The organism is Agathobaculum sp. Marseille-P7918 (assembly GCF_964248325.1).
In the GTDB taxonomy this organism is placed as follows: Bacteria; Bacillota; Clostridia; order Oscillospirales; family Butyricicoccaceae; genus Agathobaculum.
In genome coordinates, this window is sequence record NZ_CAXTXI010000019.1 from 1 (window position 1) to 15307 (window position 15307).

Below are 15307 nucleotides of genomic sequence, written 5' to 3' on the forward strand. Positions count from 1 at the left end.
CGTGCCGCCGCCCGCCAGAAAGCTGTATTGTTCCTACTAATTGGGGATAACACAGCTCATGGCCGGCGGCGGTGTCGTCCTGATCGGTATGCAGCTTATCCCTCTGCTGTCCGGCCTGTTCAGCTAACCCTTACCCGTTGTCCCTTTTTCCAGAAAAGGAGCTGATGTATGGACTTTATCATCGACGCAATCGTTGAATGGCTCAAAGGTTTGCTTGTCGATGGTATCATGGGAAATCTGGATGGCCTTTTCAATAACGTCAATCAAAGCGTTGGCGAGATCGCCACACAGGTAGGCACGACCCCGGCGGACTGGAACGCCGGGGTCTTTTCCATGATACGGCAAATCTCTGAAACCGCCATCCTGCCAATCGCCGGGGTCATCCTCACTTTTGTAATGACCTATGAGCTGATACAAATGCTCATTGACCGCAACAACCTCCATGACGTTGACACATGGATGTTTTTCAAGTGGGTGTTCAAAACCTTTGTGGCGGTAATGATCCTGACGAATACCTTCAATATCGTGCTGGCCGTCTTTGACGTGAGCCAGCACGTCATCCAGCAATCAGCGGGCATTATCCAGAACGGGACAGAGATCACAACGGATGTAATGGACAGTCTACGGACCGAGCTGGAGGCAATGGAGTTAGGACCCCTGTTTGGCCTATGGCTCCAGTCATTCCTGATCCAGCTTACCATGATTGCCTTAAACATTGTGATCTTCGTTATCGTGTATGGCCGTATGATTGAAATTTACTTACTCACAAGTTTGGCACCCATCCCGTTTGCCACCGTCCCCAACCGGGAAACCGGACACATGGGGCAGAACTATTTCCGCTCCCTCTTTGCGGTGGGCTTTCAAGGCTTGCTCATTTTGGTCTGTGTCGCCATCTACGCGGTGCTTATCCAGAGTATCGCCACCGACGGCGACCCCATCGGGGCGATCTGGGGCTGTGTGGGCTATACGGTGCTGCTGTGTTTTACCCTGTTCAAAACGGGCAGCCTTGCAAAATCCATCTTCGGCTGCCATTAAGAGACTTCGGGCCATGCTGACCCGAAGCGGAAAGGAGGCGGTATGCCCCGGCGTTACAAACAGGGCGCGGATGGACAGCCGCACCCGGCTTTCTACGGAAAGCTCCCCGAGGAATTTTCTAAAACAGACACCATGCGCTTCATGGTGGAAACCGATCTTAAACTGTCCGGGTGCATATCGGCGGACACGCTGGCGGCACTCCGGGCGGAAGGCTATGACTACAAGGACGGGAACCTTGTTCCCGCCGGAAAGGAGGAAACCATGCAGGAAAAGGTTGCGGACGCCACCCCCGCCGCACCGTTGAAGCTGGATGTAAGCGTGCGGGTCATCGAACCTGTGAAAAACCTGATGGGCTTTGCCAGCGTGAAATTCAACGACTGCTTTGTAGTGGAAAATCTGAAAATCGTGCAGGGCAGCAAGGGCCTTTTCGTGGGGATGCCCAGCCAGCCGGACGGCAAGGGCGGCTACCGGGATATGGCCTATCCCGTCACGAAGGAGTTCCGGGAACAGCTCAACACCGCTATTCTGCAAGCCTATGAAGTAAAGCTGAAACAGTTGGCGGAGCGCGGCTCTGCCGGGCGTGCGTCCATCAGCGAACAGCTCAAGGCCGGGAAAGCGGCTGCCGAACAGGCAAAAGCGGAACGGCCTCCGAAGGAAAAGCCCAACCGTGGCGCGGAGCGTTGACCTCGGGCCATGCTGGCCCGGAGCAGAAAGGAGGCGAAACCCATGCCACGCAAACGGACGGGCTATGACGCGGCCTGCTACTATGACGGCAAGCTGCTGGGCCGCTGTACCAAAGCGGACAGCGACGCCTATACTTTGTTGATGAACGCCTGCGGTGGGGACGCCGCCCGTGTCCTGCGAGAATACGCCTACTTTTCCCCGGAGCTGAAGGCCATCTTGGAAAAGGCGGCGCTCATGCAGGCGGACCGGAGCCGGACGGGCGGGATGTTCCATGCGCCCCGGAGTTCCCCGTGGGGAGAGGTGCAGAGCTGTGAAGTTCTCTGTCCGGGGGTGTTTTTGGTATCCACCGCCAGCCACGGCGGGACGATGGTGGCAAACGAGGTAGCCGCCGTCCTCTCTCCGGCGGCGAAAAAATGCGGTTTCAAGGACAAGGGCTATATCTGCTATGAGGAGGACGCACAGGAAAGCGTGGTGCTCCGGGAGTTGCTGGACAAAAAGCTCTGGAAGATCCCCGACCGTATCAAGGACAAAGAGCGGTTTGAAGAAAACCTCAATCAGTCCATCCGGCAATACAATCCCGAATACTGGCGGGCAAGGCAGAGCGGACGGGAGGCCGCCGAAGCCGCCCGCAGCGCAGCCCCGGCCAAAGAGGCCGCAAGATAGCTTCGGGCCATGTTGACCCGAAGCGGCAAAGGAGGTGTAACGAAATGGCCTATGTGCCAGTACCCAAAGACCTGTCCAAAATCAAGACAAAGCTGGCCTTCAATCTCACGAAGCGCCAGCTTATTTGTTTTTCCGGCGCGGCGGCGGTGGGCCTTCCGGCCTACCTGTTTTCCCGTGGCAGTATCGGAAACAGCGCCGCCATGTTCCTGATGATCGGCCTCATGCTCCCGTTCTTCTTTTTCGCTATGTATGAGCGGGACGGCCTGCCGCTGGAAAAGGTGCTGAAAAACATCATCCGCACCCGGTTCCTCTATCCCCGGGTGCGGCCTTACAAAACCGAAAACTTCTATGCGCTGCTTGGCGCCAGAAAGGAGGCGCAGCCGATTGCAAAACAACAGAAGGGCCGGAAAGCCCGCAGGCAAAAAGCCTGACAAGACGAGCCTTCTCGGCCTGTTCACAAAGGGAAAGGACATTCCCACCACCGCCCAGCAGACCCTCCCTTACCGGGAAATGTACCGGGATGGGGTGTGCCGGGTGGAGGACCGCTATTTCACCAAAACCATTGAATATGAGGACATCAACTACCAGCTCGCCCAGACCGAAGATCAGGCGGCCATCTTTGACGGGTGGAGCGCCTGTCTGAACTACTTTGACAGCTCCTTGCCGTTTCAGCTTTCTTTCCTCAACCACCGGAGCCGCCCGGGCAGCCGGTACAGCGTCAACATCCCCATGCAGGAGGACGACTACAACAGCGTCCGGCGTGAGTATGTGGAAATGCTGGAAAACCAGATCGCCAAAAGCAACAACGGCATTGTCCGCACAAAGCTCCTGACCTTCGGTGTGAATGTGGACGACCTCTCCACCGCAAGGGCGAGGTTGGAGCGTGTGGAGGCGGACATTTGCGGCAACTTCAAAAAGCTGGGCGTCAAGTGCCGCTCCCTCTCGGGGCTGGAACGGCTGGAGCTCCTTCACGGGCAGCTCCACCCCGGCGGCACCGACCCCTTCCGGTTTTCGTGGGATATGATACCCCAGACCGGCCTTTCCACAAAGGACTTTATTGCCCCGGACAGCTTCGACTTCCGTTTCAGCCGCCTGTTCCGGGTAGGGACGACCTGGGGCGCGGCCTCTTATTTGCAGATTTTGGCCTCGGAGCTCTCGGACAAGCTGCTGGCGGAGCTTTTGGAAATGGATGCGGAAATGACGATCACGCTCCATATCCAGACCGTCGATCAGGCCGCCGCCGTGAAATCCATCAAGGCCAAAGTCTCCGACATTGACAAGATGAAGGTGGAGGAACAGAAGAAGGCCGCCCGGGCCGGGTACGACATGGACATACTCCCGCCCGACCTTGTGACGTACAGCAACGACGCAAAGACCCTCTTGGAAGATTTGCAGAGCCGGAACGAGCGAATGTTCCTGCTGACCTTCCTTGTGGTGAACATGGCCCCGACCCGTCGGGAGCTGGACAATGACCTGTTCACGGTGTCGGGTATCGTTCAGAAATACAACTGCACCTTGAAGCGGCTGGACTTCCAGCAGGAGGACGGTTTTCTTTCCAGCCTGCCGCTGGGCCATAACGGCATTGAGATCAAGCGCGGCATGACCACCAGCTCCACGGCTATTTTTGTTCCCTTTATGACGCAGGAGCTCCGCATGGACGGCGAGGCTGTCTATTACGGGCTCAACGCCCTTTCCCATAACGTCATCATGGCGAACCGGAAGAAGCTCAAAAACCCCAACGGCCTGTTCCTCGGCGTACCGGGCTCCGGCAAATCCTTTGCCGCAAAGCGGGAGCTTGTGAACGTGTTTCTTGCCACCCGTGACCGGATTATCGTGGTGGACCCGATGGGCGAATACTCGCCCCTTATCAAGCGGCTGGGCGGGCAGGTCATCGAGATCGCCCCGGACAGCCCGCACCACATTAACCCGATGGACATTGATTTGAGCTTCGACGAGGAAAACCCGATGGCGCTGAAAGCCGACTTTATCCTGTCGCTGATGGAACTGATCGTCGGCGGAAAGGACGGCTTGCAGCCGGTGGAGCGGACCGTCATTGACCGCTGTGTGCGCCAGATGTACCGGGAGCATTTACAGAACCCGGAGACGGCGAAAATGCCGACCCTCCAAACCCTCTATGACCTGCTCTGTTCCCAGCCCGAGGGCGAGGCGGTACGGCTGGCGACGGCCCTTGAAATCTATGTGTCGGGCTCTCTCAACGTGTTCAACCATGAAACCAATGTGGACCTGAACCGCCGCCTTGTGTGCCTCGACCTGAAAAAGCTGGGGGCCGGGCTTCGGACGATTGCCATGCTCATTATGCAGGACCTTGTCAATTCGCAGGTGTCCATGAATTTCCTGCGCGGTATCGCTACATGGTGTTACTTCGACGAGTTCCATGTGCTGCTCCGTGACCGGCTGACGGCAAGCTACTGTGTGGCGATCTGGAAAATGCTCCGTAAGAAGGGCTGCGTACCCAGCGCCTTAACGCAAAATGTGAAGGACTTCCTTGCCAGCCCGGAGATCGAGAACATCTTTGAAAACTCGGACTTCCTTGTGCTGCTCTCGCAGGCGCAGGGCGACAGGCAGATTTTAGCCAAACAGCTTGGTATCAGCCCCCACCAGCTTTCCTATGTGACCCACACCAATTCCGGCGAAGGGCTGTTGTTCTTCGGGAACACCACCATCCCGTTTGTTGACCGCTTCCCGCAGAATACCGAGCTGTACGCCATTATGACAACCCGCCCGGAGGACAAGAAACAGGAAATGAAGCGGGCGTAACATACTTCGGGCCATGCTGGCCCGAGGTTTGGAAAGGAGGGATACCTCATCGGAAAGAAACCGGATAAACGGAATTTTCAAAGGCCGGGGCCGCCGGAGGATACCGGGAACACTCGCCCCGGACCGGCTGACCAGGAAGGGCCTTCCCCCGCACCGTCCCGACGCCTGCGGTTTGAGGACGAGGATACCGGGCAGACCGGCGCTTCGGGCCATGATGGCCCGAAGTCCAAAAGCGGCAAGTTTCAAGAGGACAGCCGGAAAGCCCGCCCTTCTGACCGCATGAGGCAGGAGGATGACAGGGGCGGTCCGCAGGATACCGGCAAGGCGCAGGAGCCGGAGGGCTCCGCCGAGAAAGCCGGGAGTAAAAAGGACAAGTACCAGAAGGCGCAGGCCAAAGCGGAGCGCGCCGGGGAAAAGCTGGGAAAGGCCCGGGAGAAGCTGGATAAGGTCGAGGCGAAACGGGCGGCGCAGAAGCCGCCGGGGCTTGCAAAGAAAGCCGTCCGGGGAGCCCGCACCGAGGCATGGTTTTATCTCCACAACAAAATCCACGAAGTCGAGCATGAAAATGTGGGCGTGGAAGGAGCGCATAAATCCGAGCTGACCGCCGAGGCCGGGACCCGGAAACTGACCCGGTATGCCAAACGGCGCTGGCGGGAACACCCGGCCCGGAAGGTGGCAAAGTGGGAACGGAAGGACATAAAAGCCCGGGCCAATGTGGATTTTCAGAAGATGGCCGCCGAACACCCGGAGCTTGCCAGCAATCCGCTGTCCCGGATACAGCAGAAGTGGAAACTAAAACGCCGGTATTCCAAAGAGGCAAAGGCGGCGGCAAAACAGAGCGCAAAGGCCGCAAAGAAAGCCGCTGCCGCTTCGGGAAATGTGACCCGGCGGGCGGCGCAGTTTGTGACCCGTCATCCTGTGGCGGTTTTGGTTTTGGTGCTGTTGTTACTGGTCTGCTATATCCTGTCGGCGGTAAGCTCCATCTTTCCCACGCTTGGCAGCGGCCTTGCCAATGCGGTGTCCGGCACTTCCTATGCTTCGGAGGACGCCGACCTGCTTGGCGTGGACGAGGACTACACGGCGCTGGAAAATGAACTGGCGCAGACGGTAGCGAACATCGAAAGCACCCATCCCGGCTATGACGAGTACCGCTATTCCGTGGACGAGATCGGCCACAACCCCTATGAACTGGCGTCCTATCTCTCGGCAAAGTACCATGTGTATTTCCGGGAGCAGGTGCAGGACGAGCTGCGGGAGATCTTCGAGGCGCAGTATGAGCTGACCTTGACGGAGGAAATCGAGATACGCTACCGCACCGAAACCAGCACCGACCCGGAAACCGGAGAAACCACCACCGAGGAAGTCCCCTATGAGTATTACATCCTCAATGTGACCCTCACAAACAAAACGCTGCCTGCCGTGATTCTGCCGAGGCTGGATGAACAGCAGCGGGAAATCTACACCGTCATGCAGCAGCTCAAAGGCAACAAGCCCTATTTGTGGGAAGGAATTTATACCGGCGGCGAGGATACCGGCCCCAGCTATGAGATACCCGGCGAGGCGCTGGATGACCCGGCCTTTGCGGCGCTCATGGCGGAGGCGACAAAGTACATCGGCTGGCCTTATGTGTGGGGCGGCTCCAGCCCGTCTACCTCCTTTGACTGTTCGGGCTTTGTCTGCTGGGTGTACACGGCCAGCGGCGTCCACAACCTGCCCCGTACCACGGCGCAGGGCATTTACAACCAGTGTGCCATCATTTCCCCTTCCGAGGCAAAGCCGGGCGACATTATCTTTTTCACGGGAACCTATGACAGCCCCGGCCCTGTGTCCCATGTGGGGATTTATGTGGGCGACGGGATGATGCTGCATTGTGGTTCTCCCATCCAATACGCAAATATCAATTCAAGCTACTGGCAAACACATTTCTACGCCTTCGGGCGCTTGTGAGCCAGAAGAAAGGAGCCCTTGCATGAACAAGATCGACAAGCTCGATAAGGAGCTGGAAAAGGCCCGGGAGAAGGCCGCCGAGTGGCAGGCCAAAATCCGGGAGCTGGAAAAGCAAAAACAGGAGGAAGAAAACAGCCAGATCGTGCAGGCGGTGCGCTCTCTCAAACTGACCCCCGCCGAGCTGATGGCCTTTCTGAACGACCCCAAAAACAGCCTTGCCGCTTCGGGCCACAATGGCCCGAAGCCGGAGGCACCTGAAAAGGAGGACACGGCCCATGAAGAAAACTAAATTTCGCAGGCTGGCGGTGATGACTGCCAGCCTTTTGTGTTGCCTGATCTTTACGGTCCCGGCTTACGCCCAGAGCAATGAGCCGCAGCCCGAGGCCGCCCCCGCCCCGGTGGAAACCGAGGCGGAGCCGGAAACCCAGAACCCCTTTACCCCGGATGGAACGGGAACGGTGGTGGACAATGCCACCGACGAGGACGGCAAAGAGTTCTACACCATTACCACCGCAGACGAGAGTGTTTTCTATCTGGTGATCGACAAGCAGAAAACCAGCGAAAACGTCTATTTCCTCAACGCTGTAACCGTGGATGACCTTCTGCCTCTTGCCGAACAGGGCGAGGAACCAGCCGAGGAAGTGACCCCCGAACCGGAGCCGGAGCCCACCGAACCCGTGGAGGAAGTGACCGAGCCGGAACCCGAACCCGAGGCCGCAAAAACAGACAGCCCGCTTCTTTCGCTGCTCCTGATCGGGGCGGTGGTGCTGATCGGCGGCGGTGCTGGTTATTACTTCAAGATTTACAAGCCGAAGCACGAAGCGCCGGACTTGGAGGACGACTACTGCGAATATGAGGACGAAGGGCCGGAGGAAATCGCAGAGGAACCCGAAGACGAGGATACCCCTCCGTGGGACGAGGACACGGAAGAACAGGAGGCCCGCCAGTGAATTTTACCAACAGCCCCTTTGAGCGAATGATGAAGGAAGTGCCGTGGCCGGGCCGGGGCAGCGATGACCCTTGTGCCGGATGCCGCTACTACAAGGAGTGCAAAGGCAGGAAAAAACAGTGTCGGAAGAAATTCCGGGCGCTGATCGTGGAGTCCCGACCTTCGGGCCATCGTGGCCCGAAGTCCTGAATGGACGCCCGGGAGCTGACCCGTGACGAGAAGAAGAAAATCCGTTCCCTTGTCACGGGGATGTGCGCCAACTATGACCGGGAAACGGGCCTGTGCCTGCCGCTGGACTGTGGCTGCTATATGCTGCACAAATGCTGGACGGGCGCTTACTGCCGGTATTTCCGGGAGGCCGTCTTGCCCCTCGACCCGGAGCTTCTTGCGGCGCTGACCGTGGAAGGCGGCTCCCCGGAGCTTCGGGTCTGTACGGTCTGCGGGCGGGCATTTTTACCGGAAGGCCGTCAAGCCTACTGTTCCGACGCCTGCAAGGCCGAAGGGAACCGCCGGAAAAGCCGGGAACGCATGAGGAAAATGCGGGAGAAAAGGCCGGGCGGCGGTTACGATTTGCCGTCTCGAAAGGCTTGATATTCCGGGCTTTTTTGAGGGCGTTTCCGGGGCGGGAATACTGCAACCCATCCCGCCCCGGTTTACTCCCTCATTTCGTAACATACCACACTTCGGGCCATGTTGGCCCGAGGTTCAGAAAGGAGGTATCTCTTGGAGATCGTACAAGGCTATGCCATTTTGAAAGCCACCACCTTTGACAGCGGACACGGTTTTGCGCTGGGGCATAACCCGGGCGCGCCGAGCCCCTTTGTGACCTGGCAGTTTACCGAAGGCGAAAAGGGCCAGCGGGATTACTACTGGGGCCGCTATGGAAACAGTCTGGAATGGGCGCAGAAGGATTTTGACCGCCGGGTGGACGATTATCAGTACCTTTATCATGCGGCAGTCAAAAATACGGAGCTGGGCCCGGAAGGCGTTTACCGCTACTATTCCACCCAGCGCCCTGTGGACATAGGCACCTACCCGAAGCCATCGGATAACCCGCCGCTTTCCATCGTCAACTACGATGACGACAGGCGGCGCCCTGTGGCAAATGGCAGGCTGATGGCATGGGGTGAACTAACCTATGCAAAGCCGCTGACCGAAAAACAGATGGAGGACTATGAGCTGAAACCCGCACCGGGCAATCCTGACCGGGCGCGCCCATCCATTACCGCCCGGCTCAAGGATGGAGCCAGAGGGCAGGAACCTCCGAAGGAACCCAGCCAGAAGCGGGACCATAAAAACCATGAGGAACGATAAAGGAGGATTGCCATGCACGAAAAAGACAACTATCTGAAAACCGCCGAGCTCTCCACGGAGCAGAACTGCAACATGATCGACGGCGTACCCAACAACACGCCCATCCAGCCTGCGCCCCCGGAGCTGGATGCAAAGCCGCTGGACAAAGTGAAGGAGCCCAAAGAGCGCAGAAAGGGCCGGGAGCTGGAACGCTGATGGAGAACCGCAAGCGGAATGTCCATCTGCACGTCATGGTAACGCCGGACGAGCTGGCGGCCATCCATGAACGGATGGCCGAAGCGGGCATTTCCAATGCCGGGGCTTATGTGCGGAAGATGGCTCTGAACGGGTATATCCTGCACGTTGACCTTGCGCCCATAAAAGAATTGATCTCTCTGCAAAGGCGCTGTTCCAATAATCTCAATCAGGTCGCCGTACACGCGCATACCTACGGCGTGTACCCGGAGGAAATCGACGGATTGAAGCGGGACTATGAAAAGCTGTGGGGCGAGGTGTCAAAGGTGCTGCGGGAGCTCTCCGAGCTGGTGGCAAAGTAAGACGAGGGCGGCAGGCTTCCGTTGTGTGGGGCTTGCCGCCCTGTTCTTTTTTTACCACTTCGGGCCATGTTGACCCGAAGCTCCGGGACAGGATTCACTAATCTTTCGCAACATTTATGTCCCCGGGCAGGCATGATAAAATAGAGATAGAAAGAATAAAGGAGGTTTTGATGATGAAGATACTGCTGAAAATATTAGTCGCGCCCTTCGCTCTGGCGCTGTCCCTTCTGGCGGCTCTGCTGGTGTTTTTGTTTGATATTTGCGCCTTCCTGCTGACGATTGCCTCCGTGATCCTGGCGGTGCTGGGTATCGCCCTCTTTTTCACGCCGACCCCCATCGGCGGGATTGTATTTCTGTTCCTCGCCTTCCTCCTTTCGCCGTATGGGCTGCAAGCGGCGGCTGGTTCTCTGCTTTGGGCGCTGGACGGCGGCAAATCCGCTCTGTATCGGTTTCTGGCAAGTTAAACAGCCTCGGGCCATGTTGGCCCGAAGTCGGGGCGGTCTGGACGGGCCGCCCTTTTTTCATAGAAGGGAGGGATGATTTCTGGCTACCACAACTTTGTTGCAGCGCCATGCGGGCGAAGGCGAAACGATTGCCGAGGCCATCCGGGATTGTCTGGACTATGGTAAAAACCCGGAAAAAACAGAAAGCGGAAAGTATATCTCCGCTTATGAGTGCGACCCTGCCACCGTGGCGGACGAGTTTCTTTTGGCGAAAGCCAGCTATGCCGCCATGACAGGCCGGGAACAGAAAAAGGCCAATGATGTGCTGTGCTATCAAATACGACAGTCCTTTTATCCGGGAGAGATCACCCCGAAGGAGGCGAACCGTATCGGCTATGGGCTGGCTATGCGCTGGACGAAGGGGCGGCACGCTTTTATCGTTACCACGCATACCGACAAGCAGCACATCCATTGTCATATATATTACAACTCCACCACCCTTGACTGTACTCGGAAATTCCGAAACTTCTGGGGCTCCAGCTTCGCCCTCCGTCGGCTCTCCGACAGACTGTGCCTTGAAAACGGGCTGTCTATTGTAGAGAACCCGAAGCCCCGGAGCAAGGGAAAATACCGGAACTATGGGGAGTGGCAGAAAGAACGGAAAGGGCCGCTTTCGTATCAGGACCGGCTGCGCTTTGCCATTGATACTGCGCTGGCGGAGCGCCCCGCCAATCTGGACGAATTTCTCGGCCTGATGAAGCGGGCCGGATATGAAGTCAAGAAGGTTCGGGGCGGTGGTATCAGCTTCCGGCTGACCGGCCAGGGACAGGAACGCTTTACCCGTCTGCGGGCCTCTACGCTGGGGGACGGCTACGATCTGAAAGATGTTCTTGCCGCCATTGAGGGCAAAGAAAAACGCCCCGGACGCCCGGAGCGAAAAATCAGTCTGGCGGTGGATATTCAAGCAAAGCTGGCTGCCGGTAAGGGACCGGGCTACGAGCGGTGGGCGAAGGTGTTCAACATCAAGCAGATGGCCGCCGCCCTCGCCTATATACAGGACAACAGCCTGACTGATTATGAGCAGTTGGCGCAGAAAGCCACCGAGGCAACCGACCATTTCCATGCGCTTTCCGAGCAGATCAAGCAGACAGAGCAGGCCATGAAAACCAATGCCGGGCTAAAGGCCGCAACGGTTCAGTATGCCAAAACACGCCCGGTCTTTGAGCAGTACAAGGCTGCCAAGTACAGCCGGAAATTCCTTGCGGAGCATGAGGCTGATATTGAACTGTACCGGGCGGCACAGGCGGAAATGCGCCGTCTGCTGGGCGGGGCGAAGCTCCCGAAAATGGATGCGCTGAAGGAGGAAGGCCGTAAGCTCACGGCAAAGAAAAAGCGCCTTTATGGAGAGTATCAGAAAGCGCGCCGGGATATGCAGGAAATCGTCACCATCAAGGCAAATATTGATACTCTGCTGGGCTACACCGAGCCGGGCAGAAAGCAGGAAAAGGAGCGTTGAGGTTATGAAAACAAGGAGCAAAGCGACGCAAATACTTCGGGCCATGTTGGCCCGAAGATACGGGTTTGGGGCGAGCCCCAACAAGCAGCGTCCGGGCCTTTGTGGCCACGGAGGCATTGCTTGCCACTTAGCGGCAGCCCTCAAAATGGCATGAAAAAGCGGAGGCTCTTACTCCTGAACCTCCGTTTCTCTGGCTTTCTTGAGCCCTTCGGCTGTGGCCTCCATAACAACAAGCTCTTTCTCATTCATCGAGCTTAAAAGCACATCAATATGCTTTCTGCAACTGTTCTCTCCACGCTGACCTTCTGTATAGAAAAACTGATCTACGGAAATTTCGAACAGAGTGACGAGTTTGAAAAACAGGTTGAAGCTGGGGTGCTGGCCTTTGTTCTCAATGTTCATAATGGTGCGGTCAGTCTTGCCGACCAGCTCCGCCACATAGGCTTGTGTCCAGCCCTTTTCCTCTCTGGCTTGTTTCAAAGCGAGCCCGAGCCCGTGAAAGTCAAACCTTCTTTCGTCTTGGTTCATTCTCATATCACCCTATATCATTGTACATTTCGGGTCAGCTTATGAGAATGTAGTAAAATTTGATATAAAGTATTATTTTATTTCACTAAAAGGTGAAGCTGTGTTAAGATGTATAGTAACCAAGAAGTATGATAAAATAATAATAGGAGGATTATATGAATTATAAGATACGAGAGATAAGAAACCATGAGTATTTGCTACTAAGCCAATTTCTATACGAAGCTATTTTCATTCCAGAAGGCTCAACCCCACCACCTAAAACCATTATTTCCTTGCCAGAATTGCAAGTATATATAAAGGACTTTGGAAAAAAACATGGAGACCAAGGAATGGTGGTAGAGATTGATAATAAAATTGTTGGAGCGGCTTGGGTGAGAATTATGAATGATTACGGGCATATTGATAACAAAACGCCATCCTTAGCAATGTCACTATATAAAGAATACAGAGGGTATGGAATAGGAACGGCCTTGTTGGAAGGTTTGCTTACCAAATTAAAGAATAGCAAATACGCTAAGGTATCGTTGTCTGTTCAAAAAGCTAATTATGCTGTTAAAATGTACCAAAAAGCAGGGTTTAAAATTGTTAGTGAAAACAATGAGGAATATATCATGGTTGCGGATATTTCTTAAAAAGCATTGCAAAAGTTCAACTGATAGATTAAACTGTTAATAAGATTTGCAGAAAGGTGGCTCTTTGGTTTATGGGTGATATTGGTGCATAGCATGGGCTATTGCAAAATATAAAATTTAATATGGAAAGGTAATAGCCTGTGCTAATCCTAAATGAACATGAAATTCTTTAGGAGGTGCACCATTTTGGGCTATATAAAAGCAAAAGATGTTTTGCCACTTGAAGTTATAGAACAAGTACAACAATATATCAGTGGCGAAGTTTTATATATTCCTAAAAAGGAAAATAATAAGTGCTTTTGGGGTGAGAATACGCCAACTAAAAGGGAACTTGCAGATCGAAATGCTAAAATTTATTCTGAGTTTTGTTCCGGAATCCCAATTTCAAAACTTGCTAAAAAATACTTTTTGGTAGAAAAAAGCATCCAACGTATCATACGACAAGAAAAAAATAGATATTAGTTCTGAATGTGCCATATTTTCGATATGGCACATTTTCTTTTTTAATCAATCATGTTCCTCGCACAAAGCATTTATTATGCTAAAATAAATTTGTAGTATTCTGACATACCTTGATTTCCATTTCACATGACGGAAATAAAAAAAACCGTTATATGAAGTGGTAATTCAATATGCTTAAAAACTTCTAATGGCGGTTTTGAAATAGCAATTTCAAGCCGCCGTTTTCTTTTTGAAAAATGAGAATACGGGGGGTGTGTTAAAGTCGCCCTTTTTTAAGGATACGGCGGTATCTGGGAGGTATCGCTGTGTCCTTTTTCATTTTCCATCCCCCTAACCTGTCAAAAAAAGTCTACCAACGAAACAGGATAAGTTCGACGGTAGACATGAAGTTTGGCAGCACATAAACAAATATATTATTTCATGTGTCCGAGTGGCCTTGTACTGCCCGGGCGCTTTTGTGTTCTTATGGGACTGCTTCGGGTCATGTTGGCCCGAAATCATTCCCCGGTGCCGCTCTCCACCGCCTTCGTTTCGGTCACTCGTCAACCACCAACCGAAACGGAGGTCAATATGGCTATTATCAATCTGCGGGACTATTACCCGTTTTATACATCGGATTGCTTCATGGAAGTATCGGACGAAGTTACTGAAATGTTCAAAGAATTTGATCGTAAGGAGGCTGCATACCGGCTGCGTACATACCGCCATAAAGCCTACTATTCCCTTGATCGGGATGATGGGCTGGAGCATGAGGCTGTCTTTGTCGCACTTTCGCCCCATGAGCTGTACGAGCGGAAAGTTACCATGCAGGAGCTTCACGCTGCTATTGCCAGCCTGCCGGACAAACAGGCAAAACGGATTTACGCCCACTTCATTCTTGGCATGACGAAACAGGATATTGCCCGGGCAGAAGGGGTTCATGAGAAAGTAGTCCGTGTGGCAATCGAGCGCGGGCTGCGGCACTTGGAAAAAATTTTGAAAAAATCTCTGTGAGGTGTACCGATTTAGACCAAAAAATGAAATGGCTTATGAGAGGCAAAACACTTCGGGTCAAGGTGACCCGAGGTTCGGACAAGCCCTCATGCAAATAAAAAACTGAATAAAAAGGCACCCGGATACGAAGGGAAATGCGCTGTGTGACAGGCCCGCCATGACCTCTGCTTTTGGAGAATACAGTCCCTATAAAACAGAGCGAGCGATCAGGCTCATGTCATAGGTGGAGCAAGGCTGGTTCCACCGGAACAGGCACATAACCCGGATACTTGCGTTTAGTCACAGTCCGAGCGTTGAAGCGGCCTTGCAAGCCGTGATCCGTCGCAGGCAATGAGAACGCCTTGCCATCAGAATGGGGAGAGTTGAAATACTATGGGGCAGAAAGCCTATGTCCGTCCGGTGTGTCTGTAATGTAGTAAAAACCTGTGGGGAGCCCTCTGGCAATGCTGTCTGATGATAGGCCAACCAATCCGGCGGGGCTCCCCATCTTTTTTCTCAAAGGAGTTTCTTATGGAAAATGCGTTTGGGATGTTTCCCGGTTTTGAGCCGGATGAATGGAGCAACGACGCCTGCCGCGGCTATGTCATCATGGCAATGGAGGACTGCGGCTTTTCAAAGAAGGATATTCGTCGTGTTGTGGGACAGCTTTATGAAGTCTTTGATCTCAACAGTGTGGAGGACGCCAAACAGAAGTTCCACTCCAGTCCGTACTGACCTCGGGCCACATCGGCCCGAAGTGGAGAAAGCTCAAAGGGCGGCACCTGCGGGTGCCGTCTTTTGACATTTCCCCACAGGACAAGAGGGAAACGCTGGCAAGTACACCCATT

Annotated in this window: 20 protein-coding genes and 1 pseudogene; 20 read left to right on the top strand and 1 reads right to left on the bottom strand. The window is 54.5% G+C overall.

Annotated elements, in window-relative coordinates; all coding sequences use genetic code 11:
* Positions 1–43 precede the first annotated feature (43 nt).
* The 16 genes and pseudogenes from ACESSO_RS16590 to ACESSO_RS16665 form a co-directional block, all read left to right on the top strand.
* Positions 44–127 (top strand): annotated as a pseudogene (locus ACESSO_RS16590) (Maff2 family mobile element protein); the annotation flags it as partial.
* A 41-nt stretch (positions 128–168) separates the two neighbouring features.
* Entirely contained in the window at positions 169–1035 is an 867-nt protein-coding gene (locus ACESSO_RS16595) for a VirB6/TrbL-like conjugal transfer protein, CD1112 family (RefSeq protein WP_087216255.1), read from the top strand.
* 42 nt (positions 1036–1077) lie between these two features.
* Entirely contained in the window at positions 1078–1719 is a 642-nt protein-coding gene (locus ACESSO_RS16600; protein WP_373166668.1) for a septation protein SpoVG family protein, read from the top strand.
* A gap of 42 nt (positions 1720–1761) precedes the next feature.
* Positions 1762–2382 (top strand): hypothetical protein, encoded by a 621-nt coding sequence (locus ACESSO_RS16605; RefSeq protein ID WP_373166669.1) that lies wholly within the window; start codon positions 1762–1764, stop codon positions 2380–2382.
* A gap of 44 nt (positions 2383–2426) precedes the next feature.
* Positions 2427–2813 (top strand): PrgI family protein, encoded by a 387-nt coding sequence (locus ACESSO_RS16610; RefSeq protein WP_021419855.1) that lies wholly within the window; start codon positions 2427–2429, stop codon positions 2811–2813.
* Entirely contained in the window at positions 2731–5160 is a 2430-nt protein-coding gene (locus ACESSO_RS16615; RefSeq protein WP_373166670.1) for a VirB4-like conjugal transfer ATPase, CD1110 family, read from the top strand. Before ACESSO_RS16610 ends, ACESSO_RS16615 begins: the two co-directional genes overlap by 83 nt.
* Before the next feature lie 279 nt (positions 5161–5439).
* Entirely contained in the window at positions 5440–7107 is a 1668-nt protein-coding gene (locus ACESSO_RS16620) for a C40 family peptidase (protein ID WP_215533722.1), read from the top strand.
* Positions 7108–7129: 22 nt separating this feature from the next.
* A complete protein-coding gene (locus ACESSO_RS16625; protein ID WP_006574806.1) occupies positions 7130–7396 on the top strand; it encodes a DUF4315 family protein in 267 nt (88 codons plus the stop codon).
* Positions 7383–8057, top strand: coding sequence for a DUF4366 domain-containing protein (locus ACESSO_RS16630; protein ID WP_373166671.1), 675 nt, complete (start codon positions 7383–7385; stop codon positions 8055–8057). Before ACESSO_RS16625 ends, ACESSO_RS16630 begins: the two co-directional genes overlap by 14 nt.
* Complete coding sequence (locus ACESSO_RS16635) at positions 8054–8245, top strand: hypothetical protein (RefSeq protein WP_087249730.1); 192 nt, start codon at positions 8054–8056, stop codon at positions 8243–8245. The genes ACESSO_RS16630 and ACESSO_RS16635 overlap by 4 nt, the downstream gene beginning before the upstream one ends.
* Positions 8246–8647 carry a cysteine-rich VLP protein gene (locus ACESSO_RS16640; protein ID WP_087216230.1) on the top strand — a complete coding sequence of 134 codons (402 nt, stop codon included), beginning with the start codon at positions 8246–8248 and terminating at the stop codon, positions 8645–8647.
* Between the two features lie 99 nt (positions 8648–8746).
* A complete protein-coding gene (locus ACESSO_RS16645; protein ID WP_087249727.1) occupies positions 8747–9370 on the top strand; it encodes a hypothetical protein in 624 nt (207 codons plus the stop codon).
* A 12-nt stretch (positions 9371–9382) separates the two neighbouring features.
* On the top strand, positions 9383–9565 hold the full coding sequence (locus tag ACESSO_RS16650) for a DUF4316 domain-containing protein (RefSeq protein ID WP_021419846.1): 183 nt from the start codon (positions 9383–9385) through the stop codon (positions 9563–9565).
* Positions 9565–9906 carry a plasmid mobilization relaxosome protein MobC gene (gene mobC / locus ACESSO_RS16655; protein WP_021419845.1) on the top strand — a complete coding sequence of 114 codons (342 nt, stop codon included), beginning with the start codon at positions 9565–9567 and terminating at the stop codon, positions 9904–9906. Before ACESSO_RS16650 ends, mobC begins: the two co-directional genes overlap by 1 nt.
* Positions 9907–10076: 170 nt before the next feature.
* A complete protein-coding gene (locus ACESSO_RS16660) occupies positions 10077–10370 on the top strand; it encodes a CD1845 family protein (protein WP_021419844.1) in 294 nt (97 codons plus the stop codon).
* A 79-nt stretch (positions 10371–10449) separates the two neighbouring features.
* Positions 10450–11865: a relaxase/mobilization nuclease domain-containing protein gene (locus tag ACESSO_RS16665; protein WP_373166698.1), complete on the top strand. Its 1416-nt coding sequence runs from the start codon at positions 10450–10452 to the stop codon at positions 11863–11865.
* Between the two features lie 168 nt (positions 11866–12033).
* On the opposite strand, the gene ACESSO_RS16670 is transcribed toward ACESSO_RS16665, so the two are convergent.
* Positions 12034–12399, bottom strand: a complete 366-nt coding sequence (locus ACESSO_RS16670; protein WP_373166672.1) for a helix-turn-helix domain-containing protein — start codon at positions 12397–12399, stop codon at positions 12034–12036.
* Between the two features lie 149 nt (positions 12400–12548).
* Between ACESSO_RS16670 and ACESSO_RS16675 the strand changes: the two genes are divergently transcribed.
* From ACESSO_RS16675 to ACESSO_RS16690, 4 genes are all read left to right on the top strand, one after another.
* Entirely contained in the window at positions 12549–13025 is a 477-nt protein-coding gene (locus ACESSO_RS16675; RefSeq protein WP_373166673.1) for a GNAT family N-acetyltransferase, read from the top strand.
* A gap of 186 nt (positions 13026–13211) precedes the next feature.
* Positions 13212–13487 (top strand): CD3324 family protein, encoded by a 276-nt coding sequence (locus tag ACESSO_RS16680; protein WP_373166674.1) that lies wholly within the window; start codon positions 13212–13214, stop codon positions 13485–13487.
* A gap of 570 nt (positions 13488–14057) precedes the next feature.
* The gene (locus ACESSO_RS16685; RefSeq protein ID WP_373166675.1) at positions 14058–14480 is read left to right on the top strand and encodes an RNA polymerase sigma factor; all 423 of its coding nucleotides are present in this window, start codon (positions 14058–14060) and stop codon (positions 14478–14480) included.
* A 510-nt stretch (positions 14481–14990) separates the two neighbouring features.
* Positions 14991–15194, top strand: coding sequence for a hypothetical protein (locus ACESSO_RS16690; RefSeq protein WP_021419835.1), 204 nt, complete (start codon positions 14991–14993; stop codon positions 15192–15194).
* The last annotated feature ends 113 nt before the right edge of the window (positions 15195–15307 follow it).

Bases quoted from the DNA above. Each gene is read 5' to 3' on its own strand.
- ACESSO_RS16625 (WP_006574806.1), top strand. From the start codon at position 7,130: ATGAACAAGATCGACAAGCTCGATAAGGAGCTGGAAAAGGCCCGGGAG.
- ACESSO_RS16685 (WP_373166675.1), top strand. From the start codon at position 14,058: ATGGCTATTATCAATCTGCGGGACTATTACCCGTTTTATACATCGGAT.
- ACESSO_RS16650 (WP_021419846.1), top strand. From the start codon at position 9,383: ATGCACGAAAAAGACAACTATCTGAAAACCGCCGAGCTCTCCACGGAG.
- ACESSO_RS16640 (WP_087216230.1), top strand. From the start codon at position 8,246: ATGGACGCCCGGGAGCTGACCCGTGACGAGAAGAAGAAAATCCGTTCC.
- ACESSO_RS16670 (WP_373166672.1), bottom strand. From the start codon at position 12,399: ATGAGAATGAACCAAGACGAAAGAAGGTTTGACTTTCACGGGCTCGGG.
- ACESSO_RS16690 (WP_021419835.1), top strand. From the start codon at position 14,991: ATGGAAAATGCGTTTGGGATGTTTCCCGGTTTTGAGCCGGATGAATGG.
- ACESSO_RS16630 (WP_373166671.1), top strand. From the start codon at position 7,383: ATGAAGAAAACTAAATTTCGCAGGCTGGCGGTGATGACTGCCAGCCTT.
- mobC (WP_021419845.1), top strand. From the start codon at position 9,565: ATGGAGAACCGCAAGCGGAATGTCCATCTGCACGTCATGGTAACGCCG.
- ACESSO_RS16605 (WP_373166669.1), top strand. From the start codon at position 1,762: ATGCCACGCAAACGGACGGGCTATGACGCGGCCTGCTACTATGACGGC.
- ACESSO_RS16620 (WP_215533722.1), top strand. From the start codon at position 5,440: ATGAGGCAGGAGGATGACAGGGGCGGTCCGCAGGATACCGGCAAGGCG.
- ACESSO_RS16615 (WP_373166670.1), top strand. From the start codon at position 2,731: ATGCGCTGCTTGGCGCCAGAAAGGAGGCGCAGCCGATTGCAAAACAAC.
- ACESSO_RS16645 (WP_087249727.1), top strand. From the start codon at position 8,747: ATGTTGGCCCGAGGTTCAGAAAGGAGGTATCTCTTGGAGATCGTACAA.
- ACESSO_RS16600 (WP_373166668.1), top strand. From the start codon at position 1,078: ATGCCCCGGCGTTACAAACAGGGCGCGGATGGACAGCCGCACCCGGCT.
- ACESSO_RS16660 (WP_021419844.1), top strand. From the start codon at position 10,077: ATGATGAAGATACTGCTGAAAATATTAGTCGCGCCCTTCGCTCTGGCG.
- ACESSO_RS16675 (WP_373166673.1), top strand. From the start codon at position 12,549: ATGAATTATAAGATACGAGAGATAAGAAACCATGAGTATTTGCTACTA.
- ACESSO_RS16595 (WP_087216255.1), top strand. From the start codon at position 169: ATGGACTTTATCATCGACGCAATCGTTGAATGGCTCAAAGGTTTGCTT.
- ACESSO_RS16610 (WP_021419855.1), top strand. From the start codon at position 2,427: ATGGCCTATGTGCCAGTACCCAAAGACCTGTCCAAAATCAAGACAAAG.